The organism is Dyella sp., from assembly GCF_035503745.1.
Taxonomy (GTDB): domain Bacteria; phylum Pseudomonadota; class Gammaproteobacteria; order Xanthomonadales; family Rhodanobacteraceae; genus Dyella_B.
The window spans coordinates 19,121-34,479 of sequence record NZ_DATJTC010000025.1; the positions used below are offsets into that span (position 1 = coordinate 19,121).

At 64.8% G+C, this 15,359-nt stretch carries 13 protein-coding genes; 8 read left to right on the forward strand and 5 right to left on the reverse strand.

Annotation, left to right across the window (positions count from 1 at the left end; genetic code table 11):
- The first annotated feature begins 59 nt into the window (after nt 1-59).
- The gene (locus VME63_RS09425) at nt 60-839 is read left to right on the forward strand and encodes a DUF4097 family beta strand repeat-containing protein (protein WP_325432600.1); all 780 of its coding nucleotides are present in this window, start codon (nt 60-62) and stop codon (nt 837-839) included.
- On the opposite strand, the gene VME63_RS09430 is transcribed toward VME63_RS09425, so the two are convergent.
- The 4 genes from VME63_RS09430 to VME63_RS09445 form a co-directional block, all read right to left on the reverse strand.
- Nucleotides 840-1,970 (reverse strand): SLC13 family permease, encoded by a 1,131-nt coding sequence (locus tag VME63_RS09430; RefSeq protein ID WP_325432602.1) that lies wholly within the window; start codon nt 1,968-1,970, stop codon nt 840-842.
- Between the two features lie 22 nt (nt 1,971-1,992).
- A complete protein-coding gene (locus VME63_RS09435; RefSeq protein WP_325432604.1) occupies nt 1,993-2,622 on the reverse strand; it encodes a glutathione S-transferase family protein in 630 nt (209 codons plus the stop codon).
- Between the two features lie 243 nt (nt 2,623-2,865).
- Entirely contained in the window at nt 2,866-5,349 is a 2,484-nt protein-coding gene (locus VME63_RS09440) for an ABC transporter permease (RefSeq protein ID WP_325432606.1), read from the reverse strand.
- The gene (locus tag VME63_RS09445; RefSeq protein ID WP_325432608.1) at nt 5,346-6,032 is read right to left on the reverse strand and encodes an ABC transporter ATP-binding protein; all 687 of its coding nucleotides are present in this window, start codon (nt 6,030-6,032) and stop codon (nt 5,346-5,348) included. Before VME63_RS09445 ends, VME63_RS09440 begins: the two co-directional genes overlap by 4 nt.
- On the opposite strand from VME63_RS09445, the gene VME63_RS09450 reads away from it, so the two are divergent.
- The 3 genes from VME63_RS09450 (at nt 6,031) to VME63_RS09460 (ending at nt 8,480) form a co-directional block, all read left to right on the forward strand.
- Nucleotides 6,031-6,645: an arylesterase gene (locus tag VME63_RS09450; RefSeq protein ID WP_325432610.1), complete on the forward strand. Its 615-nt coding sequence runs from the start codon at nt 6,031-6,033 to the stop codon at nt 6,643-6,645. The two genes, VME63_RS09445 and VME63_RS09450, sit on opposite strands and share 2 nt — an antisense overlap.
- Nucleotides 6,646-6,746: 101 nt before the next feature.
- Entirely contained in the window at nt 6,747-7,478 is a 732-nt protein-coding gene (locus VME63_RS09455; RefSeq protein WP_325432612.1) for a response regulator transcription factor, read from the forward strand.
- A 15-nt stretch (nt 7,479-7,493) separates the two neighbouring features.
- On the forward strand, nt 7,494-8,480 hold the full coding sequence (locus tag VME63_RS09460) for a HAMP domain-containing sensor histidine kinase (protein WP_325432614.1): 987 nt from the start codon (nt 7,494-7,496) through the stop codon (nt 8,478-8,480).
- Nucleotides 8,481-8,545: 65 nt separating this feature from the next.
- Here VME63_RS09460 and VME63_RS09465 read toward each other — a convergent pair whose 3' ends face one another.
- On the reverse strand, nt 8,546-9,901 hold the full coding sequence (locus tag VME63_RS09465; protein ID WP_325432615.1) for a 3-oxoacid CoA-transferase subunit B: 1,356 nt from the start codon (nt 9,899-9,901) through the stop codon (nt 8,546-8,548).
- Between the two features lie 200 nt (nt 9,902-10,101).
- Between VME63_RS09465 and VME63_RS09470 the strand changes: the two genes are divergently transcribed.
- The 4 genes from VME63_RS09470 to VME63_RS09485 all read left to right on the forward strand — a co-directional run bounded on the left by VME63_RS09470 (nt 10,102) and on the right by VME63_RS09485 (nt 15,288).
- Nucleotides 10,102-10,473 carry a BlaI/MecI/CopY family transcriptional regulator gene (locus VME63_RS09470; RefSeq protein WP_325432617.1) on the forward strand — a complete coding sequence of 124 codons (372 nt, stop codon included), beginning with the start codon at nt 10,102-10,104 and terminating at the stop codon, nt 10,471-10,473.
- Nucleotides 10,460-12,001 carry a M56 family metallopeptidase gene (locus VME63_RS09475; protein WP_325432619.1) on the forward strand — a complete coding sequence of 514 codons (1,542 nt, stop codon included), beginning with the start codon at nt 10,460-10,462 and terminating at the stop codon, nt 11,999-12,001. The genes VME63_RS09470 and VME63_RS09475 overlap by 14 nt, the downstream gene beginning before the upstream one ends.
- Nucleotides 12,002-12,121: 120 nt before the next feature.
- Nucleotides 12,122-13,114: an isoaspartyl peptidase/L-asparaginase gene (locus VME63_RS09480; RefSeq protein WP_325432621.1), complete on the forward strand. Its 993-nt coding sequence runs from the start codon at nt 12,122-12,124 to the stop codon at nt 13,112-13,114.
- Nucleotides 13,115-13,185: 71 nt separating this feature from the next.
- Nucleotides 13,186-15,288, forward strand: a complete 2,103-nt coding sequence (locus VME63_RS09485; protein WP_325432623.1) for a DUF6311 domain-containing protein — start codon at nt 13,186-13,188, stop codon at nt 15,286-15,288.
- Nucleotides 15,289-15,359: the final 71 nt, after the last annotated feature.

The window sequence follows — 15,359 nt, forward strand, 5'->3', positions numbered from 1 at the left end:
GGTTCAACCTTTTGCGCCCGGCCGGCATCTCACCGCCGTACATTCACCGGAGATTCTGCATGCGCCGCATTCTTTTGTTGCTTCCCCTCGTGCTGGTTCCGCTGACCGCCGCGGCCAGCGAGTGCCGTTATTCGGCGCAGCGAAACCTGCACGAAGACCTGACCGGCATACGCGGCGTGCAGATCGAACTGCACAGCCACGACATGCACCTGATGGGCAACGGCGGCGCCTCCGCGCTGGAGCTCAACGGCCGCGCCTGTGCGTCCTCGCAGTCGGCGCTGGACAACCTGCAGGTCACTTCGCACCGCGAAGGCGACCAGCTGATCGTCGACGTCGGCCAGTCGCGCACATTCAATGTGGGTGTGTTCGGCATCAGCTACGAATACCTCGACCTGCAGGTCCGCCTTCCGTCGAACATGCCCGTGACGGTAACGGCCGGTTCCGGCGACGCCTACATCAGCAACTTGTCGCGACTGGATGCGCAGACCGGTTCGGGCGACCTGCATATCGATCACATCACGGGCCCCGTCAGTGTTGCGGCGGGCTCGGGCGACGTCGAGATCAGCGACGTCGGCAGCTTGCAGGCAGGGTCGGTCGGTTCAGGCGATTTGAAGGCACGCCTCGTCCACGGCAACGTGCAGATCGGCAGCGTGGGTTCCGGCGACGTGGTGCTGGACACGGTGGACGGCAGCGTCAACGTGGGCACGCTCGGCTCGGGCGATCTGAACGTCGATAACGTGCGCGGCGATCTGACCGTCGGCGCGAAGGGCAGCGGCGATGTGTCGCACAACAACATCGCCGGCAGGGTGAGCGTGCCGCGCGACCGCGACGACGACTGATCAAACCAGCCGCATCGCCACGTACACCAGCGTCGCGCAAATCAGCAAAAACGGAATGGAAACCTGGTGAAACAGCCGCATCGCATGCGGCTGTTTTGCCAGGCGCAAGGCGATCAGGTTGGCCAGCGATCCGATCACGATGCCGAAACCGCCGACATTCACCGCCACTGCCAGCGCCATGGGATCTTGCGCACGCTCAAGCAGCAGCACCGTGGCCGGCACGTTGCTGATCAGCTGCGAACTGACGATGCCGCTCAGATAGAGCGTCAACGGCTGGTTGAAGTCGATCCTGTCCATCGCGTGGTTGACGATCGGCAGCGCGGCAAAATGGCCGAGCCCGAGAAAAATCATCGCGAAGGTGGCCATCAGCAGCCAGTCGATCTGCACCAGGCTGCGCCAGGAAAACAACGCAAACGGCGTGATCAGCAGCAGCGCGCCCAGCAGTGCATGGCCGCGCTCCATCATCAATACGATCATCGCCAGGCTGACGATCGAAAGCAGCGCCAGCGATACCGAAATCGCGTGGCCGTCCAGCTTCTGTGCCTGCAGGGTCACGCGTTCCCTGGGCAGCCACAGCCAGGTCAGCAGCGCGACCAGCACAAACATCACCCCGGCCGCCGGCAGCATGTGGCCCACGAACGACAGCAGCGCAATCCGCCCGTATTGCCAAATCAGCAGATTCTGCGGATTGCCGATCGGGCTGAGGGTGGAGCCCGCGTTCACCGCCAGGGCTTCCAGCACCGCCATGCGCAGGACCGGCAGGTTGGACAGGCTGCCGATCGCCACGGTCAGCGGCACCATCAGGAACAGGCTCACGTCGTTGGTCAGTACCGTCGACAGCACGGCCGTCATGCCGACCAGCAACAGGCCGACGGTGCGCAATGAATGCATGCGCGCCACCAGCATGCCGGCGAACCGCTGGATGAGGCCGCTGTCGCGGATGCCTTGGATCGCGATCAGCAAGCCGAGCAGGCCCGCGAGCGTGGGCAGCTGAAGCCATCGCCGATAGGCCGCCAACGGCTGCGGGTCGGCGATCGCCAGCACCAGGGTGAGCGCGGTGAACAGCAGCAGCAACCACTCGTGCTTCAAGCGGTTGCGCCAGCGGTGCGCGGGCGTGGTGTCGCCAGTCATGGGCGGCGCATCGCGGATGGAATCACCACGTGCTCAAGCCTTCCAGTTCGTAAAGCCGTTTCCAGCTCTCGCGTGCGCGCATCAGTTCGGCGAAGCGCTTCAGCGCTGGCCACTCGGTGGCGGGGCGGGGCATGTTGCGCGACCAGCGCAGCAGCATGATCAGTAGCAGGTCGATACCCGAAAACTCCGTGCCGAGCATATATGGGCCGTGCGCCGACAGATGGGTGTCGAGGTGGTCCCACACTTTTTCTATTTTGTTTTGCAGCGCTGCGCGAATCGCCGGCGAATGTTCCTCGCTGCCCAGCTCCCGCGGGTAGAACCAGAAGCGGTAGCTGGACATCAACGTGTTGCTCAGATACACCGACCACTGCAGCCAGGCGTTGTGCGCGGGCGTGCCGGCGGGCGGTATCAGCTTCGCTTGAGGATGGCGTTCGGCCAGGATGGTGAGCAACGCCACCGATTCCCACACCGGCTGTCCATCGATGACGAGCGTCGGCACGTGGCCGCATGGATTGAGCTTGCGATATTGGGCGTCGTGCTGCGCGCCTTGTTCGATATCGACCAGCTTCAGCTCGTAGTCGGCGCCGATTTCCAGCAGGGCCAGATGCACGACCATGCTCGCGGTGCCGGGGGAATAGTAGAGCGTGTACATACGCCGTCCTGATCGATAAGGGAAGTCGCATCGTACCTGCTTCGGAGAACAGGTGCGGAACGCTGGTCCAAGCCTGCGCACCGCACATTCATCGCGACCGGCCCGGCAGGGACGGCTGATACGGGCCAGGCCCTTCAAGCTTGCGGCAAGCGCGCGACCCGTCCCCAGCCCTGCGCGGGGTCGAATCCGGGGCAGGCGCTGCCGGCGATTCATCGCTCAAGGCGCAGGCACCCTTGCCGCTGTTTACTCCGCGCGCAACAAGCGCATCGGTGGGGTATGGGTCACCTTGCGCGTACCGGCGAGCCCCAGCAACATCACCACGAGGGCCGCGGCCAGCGCAGCCAGTGCCAGCGGTAGCGCATGCGGCATGAAATCCTTGATGTGGAACACGCTGCGTCCCAGCCACCATCCGCCGATCATCGCGCCCAATGAGGCCGTCGCTCCCGCGATCAGCCCGAGCAAGGCGAACTCGCACGCGGCGGCGATGCGCAGCAGACCTCGCCGCGCGCCGAGCGTGCGCAACAGGGCCGCTTCATGGCGACGCTCCTGACCGCTGGTCGCAAGCGCGGCCGCCAGCACCAGTGCGCCGGCCAACAGGCTAAAACCCAGTACCCAGCGCACCGCACCGGTTACGCGCTGCACGATGTCGCGCACGCGATCGAGCAAGGCATCGACATCGACCAGGCTCAGGTTCGGATAGTCGCGCGACAGCCCTGCCAGCGCCTGGGCGTTGCCGCGCCCGAGATAGAAACTGGCGATCCAACTGTGCGGCAAGGCATCGGCATGCGCAGGGTCCACCAGCAGGAAGAAGTTGACGCGGAAAGTGGTCCAGTCGACATGGCGGAAACTGGTGACGCGCGCATCGAGCTGGCCTTCGCCCACATCCAAGCGCATGGTGTCGCCCAGCTTCAGCGCGTACATGTCGCGCCACATCGTATCCACCGATACCTGGGCCTCCTGCGGATGAGGCGCGAACCAGCTGCCGGCGATCACTGTGTTCGAAGGCGGCAGCCGGTCGGACCACGACAGCCGCAACTGGCGGTCGGACCATTCCTTGGCGCGCTCGTCCTTGAAGTGCATCGTGTCGATCGGCCGGCCGTTGATCGCGGTGAGCTTGCCCACCGCCAGCGGCATCATGTTCAGCTGGTTGGCGCCGATGCGCGCCAGCGTCTTGGCGAAATCGGCGCGCTGGTCGTCCTGCAGATTGAGCACGAACCAGTTGGGCGTGTCGGCCGGCAATTCACGGCGCCAGCCGTCGAGCAGTGCCGGGGCGACGATGGCAAGCAGCAGCAGCGCCGTCAGGCCAAGGCTCAGCGCCGTGGCCTGCACGATGCTCAAGCCGCGACGGCGCGCCAGCGCGGCCATGCCCAGGCGCAGCGCGGGATGGCCGCCCGGTGTGACGCGTCGCGCGATCCAAAGCAGCAACGCGGCAAGCAGCGCCGCGACCACCGCCACGCCCAGCAGACTGGCGGCCAGAATGCCGGCGAGCCGGGCCGATCCACTGAGGTTCCAAATCAGTGCCAGCGCGACGACGGCGGGAATCAGATACAAAGCGTCGAAACGCCGTATCCGCCGCGCGACGCTGGCGCGGAATACCGCTACCGGCGGGATATCGGCAAGCCGCACCAGCGGCGGCAAGGCGAAGCCCCCCAGCACGGCGATACCCATGCCCGCCGCGGCCAGCGAGGGCAGTACCGGCAGCACCGTCGGCACGCCGGCGAACATCTGGCTGGCGAACACCCATGCCGCTTGCGCCAGCGCCAGCGTCAGCAAGACGCCGATCAGGGCCGCCGGCAACGCCACGCCGCCCAGGGTGCCCAGCAACAGTGCAAGCACCCGCGCGCGCGAGGTGCCCAGCGCGCGCAACAGGGACACTTCGCTGGTCTTGCGCCGCGCGTAGCGCTGCGCGGCCAGCGCAATGGCAACGCCGGACAGCAGCGCCGACAGCAAGGCGGTGAGGCGCAGGAACGCGCCGGCACGGTCGAACGCGTTGCGCATCCGTTCCTGCGTCTGCTCGGGCGTGATGAGTTCGCCGCCTTGCGGCAACGCCACCGATTGCGCCCAGGCGCGCCAGCTCTGCACCGCGGCCGGCGTACCGGCCAGCAACAAGCTGTGATGGGCGCGGCTGCCCACGCCGAGCAGGCCCGCCCGTTCGGCATCGCCCAGATTCATCAGCGCGCGCGGGGCCATCGCCACCAGTTCGCCGCCATCGGGTTGCTGCAACAGTTCGCCCGCGATGCGCAGATCGCGCCCGCCCACCTGCACGGTATCGCCGACGCGTCGCTGCAAGGCGATCAGCGCGCGATGATCGAGCAGCACCGTGCCCGCCGCCGGACCATGGCGTACAACCGGCCGCCCCTGTGCGTCGGCCACCAGCAAGGTGCCGCGCAGCGGATAGGCGGCATCGGTAGCCAGTACGTCGAGCAGCTGGCTTTGCTGCTGGGCGAAGGCCACGCTGGGGAAGCTTGCCGTGTTCGTCGTGGCCAATCCGCGTTGCCGGCCGGCCAGCGCAAAGGCATCGGGGACGCGCTGCGGCGCCAAGATGCCCACGTCGCCGCCGATCAGCTCGGCCGCGCTGGCCAGCATGCCGCGTTCCATACGTGCAGTCAGCGTCGCCACCACACCCAGCGCGACCACCGCCAGCACCAGCGACAGCGCCAGCGTGCGCAATTCCGGCAGATGCCATTCGCGCCGCAGGCTGCGCAGGGCCAATAGCCAGATCTTCATGCCAGCGGCTCCAGCCGGCCTTCCTGCAATTGGACACAGCGCGCGCAGCGTTCGGCCAATGGCAGATCGTGCGTCACCAGCACCAGGGTGGTGCCATGGTCGCGGTTCAGGGCAAACAGCAGGTCGCATACGTGCCGCCCGGTACGCCGGTCCAGGTTGCCGGTGGGCTCGTCGGCGAACAGCACGCGCGGGCTGTGCACGAAGGCCCGCGCGATCGCCACGCGCTGTTGCTCCCCGCCGGAAAGCTGCGCGGGGTAATAGCTGCGGCGTGGGCCGAGGCCCACCGCTTCAAGTGCGGTCCGCGCCTTTTCGCGCGCGGCCCGATTGCCTTCCAGCTCCAGCGGCAGCATCACGTTCTGCTCGGCGGTCAGCGCCGGCAGCAGATGAAAGGACTGGAACACGAAGCCCACCAGCCGGCGGCGGAGGTCCGCGCGGGCTTCCTCGTCCAGTTGTTCCAGCGCATGGCCGTCGAGCTGGATGCTGCCGCGCGTGGGCGTGTCCAGGCCGGCCAGCAAGCCCAGCAGGGTGGTCTTGCCCGACCCGGAGGCGCCCACGATGGCGAAGCTTTCGCCGCCGTTCACCTGCATCGCGACGTCGCTGAGGATATCCAGCCGCCCTTCGGGGCCATTGACCGACTTGCTAACATCGCGAACGTCGATAACCGGATGAGAACTGCCTGTCATGCGTCGTTTCCTTTGTGGCTTGCTGATTTTGCTTGGCGGGATCGGAGCGCTGCAGGCGGCGCCGTCAAAGACCGTGCTGGTAATGGGGGATTCGCTTTCCGCCGCGCACAACATTCCCGTGGAAGCGGGCTGGGTGCATCTGCTGGAAGTACGCCTTGAAAACATGGAGCCGGGCTGGACGGTGATCAATGCCAGCATCAGCGGCGAAACCTCGCTCGGCGGACGCAACCGCCTGCCGGCCCTGCTGACACAGCATCATCCACGTATCGTGGTGATCGAGCTGGGCGCCAACGATGGCTTGCGTGGGCTGCCGTTGGGCGATTTGCGCGGCAATCTGGCCGCGATGGTGGATGCCGCCCAGCACGCCGGCGCCAAGGTGCTGCTGCTGGGCATCGAGCTGCCGGTGAACTACGGCCCGCAGTATCGCGATGGCCTGCGTGCGATCTACACGGACCTGGCGCGGGACAAGCACACGGCGCTGGTGCCCTTCCTGCTGGAAGGGGTGGCGCTCAATCCGGCGCTGATGCAGGAAGACGGCCTGCACCCGGTGGCCGCGGGCGAGCCGATTGTGCTCGATACGGTATGGCCGAAACTGTCGCCATTACTGCACTGAGGCCGTGTTTACAGTTTTATTGGGCGGAATTCACATCCTCATGACGATCCCAGTCAGTAGCCTTCACAAATGTGAAGACAACGCTGCGGACCGAGGTGACCATGAGTTCACGTGACGATCATGCCGGACTGATTCTATTGGTCGAAGACAACCGCCAGATCGCCGAAATGGTTGGCGAATATCTGGAGCGTCGCGGCTACTCCATTGATTTTGCTCAGGATGGCGTCAGCGGCCTGCACCTGGCGGTGTCCAACAGTTACGACGTGGTCGTGCTGGACCTGATGCTTCCGGGCATCGACGGCCTGGACGTGTGCCGCAAGCTGCGCAACGAGGCGAAGAAGTCCACCCCGGTACTGATGTTGACCGCGCGCGATACGCTGGAGGACAAGCTCGTCGGCCTGGAGGCCGGTGCCGACGACTACCTGGTCAAGCCCTTCGAGGTGCGCGAGCTGGAGGCGCGCCTGCGCGCGCTGATTCGCCGCGACCGCCGCCAGGTGTCGAGCGAGATCCTTAGCGTGGGCGACATGACGCTCGATACCGCCACCTTGCGGCTCACGCGCAGCGGGCAGGAGCTGACCGTCTCGCCGATCGGCCTCAAATTGCTGGCGATCCTGATGCGCGAGTCGCCGCGGGTAGTCAGCCGGCGCGACATCGAGCGCGAAATCTGGGGCGATACGCTGCCCGATTCGGATACCTTGCGCTCGCACCTGTACAACTTGCGCCGGGTCATCGACAAACCTTTCGAGCACGCGTTGTTGCATACGATTCACTCGGCGGGGTACCGACTGGCCGATCTCGATTCGGAGACGACCGCGGCAAGCTATATAGCCTGACCATTTGATGCATCCATGACGGTTCGGGGCACTCCCAATCAGCGTGCCGGCTCGGCGCGCGGCAGTTTCCAACGTCGGTTGTTGCTGATTTTCGGCGTGCAACTGGTGCTGGTGCTGCTGGCCTATTTGATGGGTTACTACAACGTGGCCCCGGCGGGGGCCGTGTTGCTGCTGATTGTGGTGGTCAGCGCGCTGGCGTGGCTGGCGGTGCAACGCGTGTGGCGGCCGATCAGCGCGCTGGCGCAAATGGTCGGCAACTGGGACGAGCGGCAGGGCGACTTGGATGCGTTGTTGCAGTCGGGCTTTTCGCGCAGGACCGATGCCGATGTCGCCACGCTTACGCGCGGGTTCCATGCCTTTGCACGTCGCATCGCCGGGTATAACGAGCGCGAGCGCAACTTCACGCGCGATGCCAGCCATGAGCTGCGCAGTCCGCTTACCGTGATCAAGATGTCCACCGACATGCTGGCCGACGAAGCCAACTTGAGCGAATTCGGCCAGCGTTCCGTGCAACGCATCCGGCGCGCGGCGCGCGAGATGGAGGCAGTGGTGGAAGCGCTGTTGATCCTGGCGCGCGAAGCCGACGGCGGCCAGGGCGAACAGACATTCGTGGTCAACGACGTGTTGCGCGACGAGCTGATCGACGCACGCGAAATGCTGCATGGCCATTCCATCGACCTGCAACTGGACGAGCCGGCCCGATTCGCGCTGCACGGACCGCAGCGGGTGTTCGCGGTGCTGTGCTGGCAGCTCATCCGCCACGCCAGCCAGTACACGGGGCAGGGCACCGTGCTGGTGACGGTGCTGCCCGGTGCGGTCAATGTAACGGCCAGCGCCGGCGCCGACCACGATCCGGCGGAGCCCGAGCAGCAGGGTTTCGAGTACGCCATCGCGCGCCGCATCAGCGAACGTTTTGCGTGGTCGCTGCAGCTGCAGGTGCACGGTGGGACCCGCTACATTGCGGAGATCCGCTTCCCGCAGCCGTTGCCGGTTCCGGGCTGATCGCGCGCCCGCACTGACCGAACAGTGCTTGCTCCCTTACACGCAGTAAGGGAGCCGCACGCCGCTCAGCGCAACGACGGATGCACCTGGAATGGACATTCGGTCTTGGCCTTCACCTCATCCACGGTGACGCCTTCGTGCAGTTCGATCAGCGTCAGGCCTTTGCCCTTGGCGACTTCGAACACGCACAGGTCGGTGATGATCAAGTCCACCACCTGTTTGCCGGTCAGCGGCAGGTCGCAGGTGTTCCTGATCTTGGGCGAACCGTCCTTGGCGGTGTGTTCCATCAGTACGACCACGCGCTTGACGCCGCTGACCAGATCCATCGCGCCGCCAGGCCCCTTCACCATCTTGCCCGGCACCATCCAGTTGGCCAGGTCGCCGGTGCAGGAGACTTCCAGGCCGCCGAGAATCGACAGGTCGATATGGCCGCCGCGAATCATCGCGAAAGATTCGGCGCTGGAGAAATAGCTCGATCCGGGCAGGGCGGTGATGGTCTGCTTGCCTGCGTTGATCAGGTCCGGATCGACGTGCGCGTCATCGGGGAACGGGCCGATGCCGAGCAGGCCGTTTTCCGATTGCAGCGTGACGTCCATGCCGGCGGGAATGAAGTTGGCGACCAGGGTGGGAATGCCGATCCCCAGGTTCACGTAGAAGCCGTCGCGCAGCTCCTTGGCGGCGCGGCGCGCCATGGCCATGCGGATCGGGCTTTCCTTGCCGGTGTTGGCCCCGGCGACGGTGCGGAATTCGATGCGCTTTTCGTACTTCACGCCTTGCACGATGCGGTCGACGTAGATGCCGGGCACGTGAATCTGGTCCGGTTCCAGCGCGCCGACCTCGACCAGTTCCTCCACTTCGGCCACGCAGACACGGCCGCAGGTGGCGATCATCGGGTTGAAGTTGCGCGCGGTCTTGCGAAACACCAGGTTGCCCAGCCGGTCGCCCTTCCATGCCTTGACGATGGAAACATCGGCGTGGATGGCCTCCTCCAGTACGTATTCCTTGTCGCCGAAGCGCTTGGTTTCCTTGCCCTCGGCCAGTTTGGTGCCGAACGCGGTGCGCGTGTAGAAACCGGGAATGCCCGCGCCGCCGGCGCGCAGCTTTTCGGCCAGCGTGCCCTGCGGCACCAGGTGCAACTCCAGTTCACCGGCCAGCACCTGGCGTTCAAATTCCTTGTTCTCGCCCACATAAGAGGCGTATACGCGCTTGACCTGGCGTGTCTTGAGCAGCGGCCCCATGCCGAAATCGTCCACGCCGGCGTTGTTGCCGACAATGGTCAATCCCTTGGTCCCCGCGGCGAGCAGGGCGCCGATCAGGTTCTCGGGGATGCCGCACAGGCCGAAACCGCCCGCCGCGATGGTCATGTCATCGAACAGCAGGCTATCCAGAGCCTGGGCCGCGCTTGCATAAACCTTGTCCATGAGAGTGCCTTCATGCAGGGGAGGGGGAGCGCAATAGGATACCGGATTGGTGGCCGGGCACCCCGTGCGAAGGCCGCACGGCGGCCTGCGTACGCCTGAATCGGTATCGCCGGATGAAACATTCGCATGCGGCGGCACTTGACGGTATTCGTTTACATGCGTAAACATAATCATCGCTTACATATGTAAACGGTGATGTCATGGCAATCAGCGAAGCCGAGGCGGTGATCATGGAGGTGTTGTGGCGACAGGCGCCGCGCAGCGCCGAGGACATCCTCGTCCAGGTCGGTGCCCAGCAGGATTGGCAGGAAGGGACGGTCAAATCCCTGCTCAACCGGTTGCTGACCAAGAAGGCGGTGAAGGCCGAGCGCGACGGCCGCCGTTATCTGTATTGGCCCCGGCTCACGCGCGAGCAGTACGTGTCGCAGGAAAGCAAGGGGTTGCTGGACCGGCTCTTCGATGGGCGCGTCGCGCCGCTGGTTGCGCACTTTTCCGAACAGCGCAAGCTCAGCAAGAAAGACATTGCCGAACTGCGCAAGCTGCTGCAGGAGCTTGACGATGAGCAATCTTGACCCGTTCGCGGGCGCCGTCATCGGGCGCGGCTGGATTCTGCTGCTGGCCTTTACTGCCGCCCTGCTCGCCGTTGGCGCCTTGCGCAAATATTGTCGCCGAGTATTCGGCGCCGAACGCGCCTTCCTGCTGTGGCTGCTGTTGCCCGTTGCGATGCTCGCCAGCCAGCTGCCGCATTCGCAGACGCTGCGCATCATGGTGCTGCCGCCGATGGTGAACACATTGGCGAGCGCGGTAAACGCAACCCCGGCGGATGCCGGCGACGGAACGGGCGTCCACGGACGCACATGGCTGCTGCTGGGCTGGGCGGTGGGTGCGCTACTTTTGCTGGCTCGCGCGGCCATTGCGCAGTTGCGCTATCGCGCACGCTTGCGCGACGCGCGGCAGGTCGATGATGGGCCCTTGCGCTGGCCGGTGTTGCGTGCCCGCCATGCCGATGTCGGACCCGCGCTGATCGGGGCATGGCGTCCATGCATCGTGCTGCCTTCGGATTTCGACCAGCGCTACGACGTCGCCGAACGCACCCTGATCCTTGCGCACGAATCGATGCACGCCCGCCGTCGCGACGGCTGGTGGAGTCTGTGCGCGCAGATCGTGCTCGCCCTGTTCTGGTTCCATCCCCTGGCATGGCTGGGATGGGGCGCCTTTCGCCACGACCAGGAACTGGCGTGCGACGCTGCCGTCATGGGCCGACATGGCCATCTGCGGCGCAGCTATGCCAACGCCATGCTCAAAACCCAGTCCGCGACGCTGCAATTGCCCATCGGCTGCAGTTGGTCGCCACGTCATCCCATTACGGAGCGCATTGCGATGTTGACACTACCGCTACCCCATCGTGGTCGTAAGTTTGCCGGCTCGTTGTTTATCGCCGCCGGCATGATCGCCGCCGCCGGCTTCGCATACGCTGCCTCGCAGGATGCCGCGGTGACGCCGGTGTTGCAAAAGCCGGTGAGCTATCAGGTGGCCATGTCGGTAAGCCGGGGCGGCAAGCCGGCGAATAACTTCACGCTCTGTTCCAACGGCGCGCAACCGATGTTGATGACCAGCCAGGATGGCCAAGGCAGTTTGCAGATGACGGTCACGGTGAAATCCGCCGGCAAGGGTCAGGCGCAGATCCATGTGGACGGCTCTTTGGACGAGAACGGTCATCGCACCAGCATGACGCCGACGTTGCGCGGAGCGTGGGGACAGGCGCTGAGCGTAAAGATCGGCGGGGCGGATGCGGCCGCCGCACCGCTGACTATTTCGATGACCCCCACCTTGGGTTGCGGCGCCGCATCGGCGTCGGCCGAGCGGGGCACGATTACCGAATCGGTCAAGGATGGCCGGGTGCGCGATGTGGCGCAGGACATCGCATCCAGGGGCGGCTACGTGCTGGTCAATCCGCAATCGCTGGACGAGCAGGCTGTCACCTTCGACTTCAAGCAGATTCCGGTCGAGAACGCCTTGCAACTGATCGCCCGGATCGATGGCAAGGTTGCCCTCGTCCACGGCAAGCAGGTTCGCTTCGAGACGATGGCGGGCGGCTGAAATATCGCCCTGCGCAGCGACGGTGGCTGGCTATACTCCTCTCATCACGATACCCGCGGGGAGAGTGATGGGATGGCCCGTCGATGGTTGGTTGCACTCACCAGTTTCGCCATGGCATGCATGAGCCACGCCACATCGCCCGTGCTGGTCATTCACGGCGGTGCCGGCGTGATCAGGCACGACATGAATCCGGCCAAGGAAAAAGCGGTGCGTGCCGCGCTGACCAAGGCACTGCAGGACGGCTACGCGCAGTTGAAGGCGGGCAAGCCGGCCATCGACGCGGTCACGAGGGCGATCGCCGTGCTGGAGGACGACCCCAACTTCAATGCCGGCCGCGGCTCGGTATTTACGCATGACGGCAAGAACGAAATGGACGCTGCCGTGATGGAGGGCGACAGTTTGAGCGCGGGCGCTGTCGCGGGTGTGCAGCGGGTGAAAAATCCGATCCTGCTGGCGCGCGCCGTGATGGAGCATTCGTCGCATGTCATGCTGGTCGGCGAGGGTGCGGAGGCCTTTGCCAAGGAGCAGGGCATCGCACTCGCAGACCCCTCCTATTTCCGCACCGAGGAACGCTGGCAGCAACTGCAGCGCGCCCTGAAGGAAGACGCAGAGAAAAAGCCGCACGCCGAACGTGAAACCGCCATGCATTTCGGCACCGTCGGCGCCGTGGCGCTGGACAGCCAGGGCCACCTTGCTGCCGGCACCTCAACCGGCGGCATGACCGACAAACACGCCGGGCGTGTCGGCGATTCGCCGATCATCGGCGCGGGCACCTACGCCAATGCGCAATGTGCGGTTTCAGGCACCGGTTGGGGCGAGTTCTACATGCGCACGGTGGCCGCGCACGAGATCTGCATGCGCGTATCGATGCTGGGCGAACCGTTGCAACGTGCCGCCGCCGAAGTCATCAACCAGGAAATTCCCTCGATGGGCGGCAACGGCGGCGCCATCGCGCTGGATAGCAACGGCACCATCGCCATGCCGTACAACACGCAAGGCATGTATCGCGGCTGGATCGGTGCCGACGGCGTGCCGCACGTGGCCATCTACGACGACGAGCCGGACCCTTCCAATCACCAGCCCGCGCCGGCGTCGTCCTCTCAACAGGATTAGCCGCGCCATTCCCTGCGTCGTTAGGCGTCGTAGCGCATAATGGGCGTTGAACGGGAAGGATGGAGCGTGCGTTGCGCGGCACACGAGCGTTGTTTGGAAAGTATGGAGCGTGGCTGGTCCCGGTAGCCATCGGTGCGGTGGCTTGTTTGCTGGTGACCGGCGGTGTGATGCTTTGGCCGGGCCATGTGGCTTGGCTGGTACGCGGCGATCTGGCGCAGAGCTACCTGGGTTGGGCGTTTTATCGCAATGCCGCCTGGACTTGGCCTCCCGGCGCGGATCCCTTGTACGGCGTTGGTTTGCACGCCTCGGTGTATTACACCGATTCCATTCCCGTACTTGCCTTGCTGTTCAAGCTGCTCGCTTCGTGGCTGCCGACGCCTTTTCAGTATTTCGGCTTGTGGGTGGCGGCCTGCTTCGTGCTGCAGGCGTTGTTTGCATGGCGGCTGCTTGGGCTGGCGACATCCAGCAACGTAGTGCGTTCCCTGGGTCTGGTGTTTTTTGTGTTGGCGCCGCCGATGCTGCTTCGCCTGGGCGGCCATATGGCACTGGTGGGGCATTGGATCGTGCTTGCGTCGATCTATCTTTACCTGCGACCGGATAAGCAGCGGCATGTGGCTTGCTGGTCACTTTTGCTGGCCGTGGCATTCATGGTGCATGCCTATTTGTTTGCCATAGCCGCCTCCATCTGGATCGCGGATATGGTTCAGCGTTATGGGCGGGCCCGCGACGCAGCCGTTACAAGTTCCGCCGTGCGTCGGCGCCGTTGTCTGTTCGAATGCGCAACGGTGGGGAGCGTCTGCGCGTTTGCGGCGTGGTTGGCGGGATTCTTCATGATTTCAAGCCACGGCCTGCAGGCGCAGGGTTTCGGCTACTACAAGATGAATGTGCTTGCGCCGGTGAACGGGGCGGGCTGGTCGTGGTTCGGTTTCAACTTTCCGCTTGCGCCCGGGGAAGACGAGGGATTCAACTATCTGGGCTTGGGGGGCATGCTGTTGGTGGTGTCGGCCATCGTGCTGCGGCTGATGCGTCGCGACCGGCCCGCCCAAACGCGCATGACATGGCCCTTGGTGGCGGCGGTGGTTATCTTGGCTTTGGCCGCGGTCACGCCCAATGTCGGGGTTGGGGCCATGCAGTGGCACATGCCATTGCCCGAAAAAGTCTGGGCGAAGCTTTCTTCCATTCCGTTGCAGAGCTCGGGGCGCCTGTTCTGGGCGGCCTACTATCTGGTGTTGCTGGCAGCGATTTTTGTGGTGTTGCGCGCGCTGTCCTGGCGCGGACAGGTGTTGTTGCTGTCCGGTGCCGTTCTGCTGCAATGCCTGGATCTGCACGCCAGCTTTTTCAGCATGCGCGCCATGCTGGTCGATCGCACCGCCCAGAGCCTGCCGGGTTTGCATGGCGCGTTCTGGGATGCGGCAGGCGCACGCTACAGGACGCTCAGAAGGGTGCCTTTCGGCTATTCGGACGGCTACGCCCTGGCACCCTTGGCGTTCTACGCAAACAGCCATCACATGGGCACGGATGTCGTGCAGTTGGGGCGCATGGATTACGGAAGGCTGTTGTCTTTGTCCGGCCAGGTGCAATCGGCCTTGCTTGCCGATCAGCTCGACCCGGCCACGTTGTACATTCTTGATGACCGCGAGCTGAGCGTGGCGCGTGCCGCGACGGACGCGCATCGGTCGGCTTTATTTCAGCTTGACGGATGGAATGTCCTGGCCCCGGGATGGACAGGCCCGCTGCCGTCGGGTGCCGTGGATTTGCGGCGCGGCGACGCTGTCCCGACCCCGTTCGCGCGTCCGTTCCAGAGTGGATTTGCCGCGCACAGCACCGGGCGCTTGTTATTGGGCGACGGCTGGAACGCATTGGATGCGGCGCGGGATGCCACGACGCTTTCCGATACCGCCAGCCTATTCGTGCCTGCGGGCTCTGGGGGCGCGTTGCAGGTCGTACTGAGCCTTCACCGCAACAGCAACAGCAGATCGGCTGCCAGGCAGGTGGACCTTTGGGCCGGTGGAAGGCGCATAGCCAGTTGCCACACCGACAACGACAGTTGCCGGCGCTGGGTGTTTACCATTCCCGCAACCGCGCAAGTGAGTGGATTTAGGAAACTGCAATTGCGTGCGAGCGAGCCGTCGTCCGTCTTGCATATCACGCTCGACGCGGTGTCCGTGCAATAGAACCGGGTCTCGAGCGCTTTTATGCAACCGTACCGCTGACTTTCAATTATCGCGCATCCGGGCGGGGCATG

What these genes read in the sequence shown, in the direction of transcription:
- VME63_RS09425 (WP_325432600.1), top strand. Translation starts at nt 60, where the DNA reads ATGCGCCGCATTCTTTTGTTGCTTCCCCTCGTGCTGGTTCCGCTGACC.
- VME63_RS09430 (WP_325432602.1), bottom strand. Translation starts at nt 1,970, where the DNA reads ATGACTGGCGACACCACGCCCGCGCACCGCTGGCGCAACCGCTTGAAG.
- VME63_RS09435 (WP_325432604.1), bottom strand. Translation starts at nt 2,622, where the DNA reads ATGTACACGCTCTACTATTCCCCCGGCACCGCGAGCATGGTCGTGCAT.
- VME63_RS09440 (WP_325432606.1), bottom strand. Translation starts at nt 5,349, where the DNA reads ATGAAGATCTGGCTATTGGCCCTGCGCAGCCTGCGGCGCGAATGGCAT.
- VME63_RS09450 (WP_325432610.1), top strand. Translation starts at nt 6,031, where the DNA reads ATGCGTCGTTTCCTTTGTGGCTTGCTGATTTTGCTTGGCGGGATCGGA.
- VME63_RS09445 (WP_325432608.1), bottom strand. Translation starts at nt 6,032, where the DNA reads ATGACAGGCAGTTCTCATCCGGTTATCGACGTTCGCGATGTTAGCAAG.
- VME63_RS09455 (WP_325432612.1), top strand. Translation starts at nt 6,747, where the DNA reads ATGAGTTCACGTGACGATCATGCCGGACTGATTCTATTGGTCGAAGAC.
- VME63_RS09460 (WP_325432614.1), top strand. Translation starts at nt 7,494, where the DNA reads ATGACGGTTCGGGGCACTCCCAATCAGCGTGCCGGCTCGGCGCGCGGC.
- VME63_RS09465 (WP_325432615.1), bottom strand. Translation starts at nt 9,901, where the DNA reads ATGGACAAGGTTTATGCAAGCGCGGCCCAGGCTCTGGATAGCCTGCTG.
- VME63_RS09470 (WP_325432617.1), top strand. Translation starts at nt 10,102, where the DNA reads ATGGCAATCAGCGAAGCCGAGGCGGTGATCATGGAGGTGTTGTGGCGA.
- VME63_RS09475 (WP_325432619.1), top strand. Translation starts at nt 10,460, where the DNA reads ATGAGCAATCTTGACCCGTTCGCGGGCGCCGTCATCGGGCGCGGCTGG.
- VME63_RS09480 (WP_325432621.1), top strand. Translation starts at nt 12,122, where the DNA reads ATGAGCCACGCCACATCGCCCGTGCTGGTCATTCACGGCGGTGCCGGC.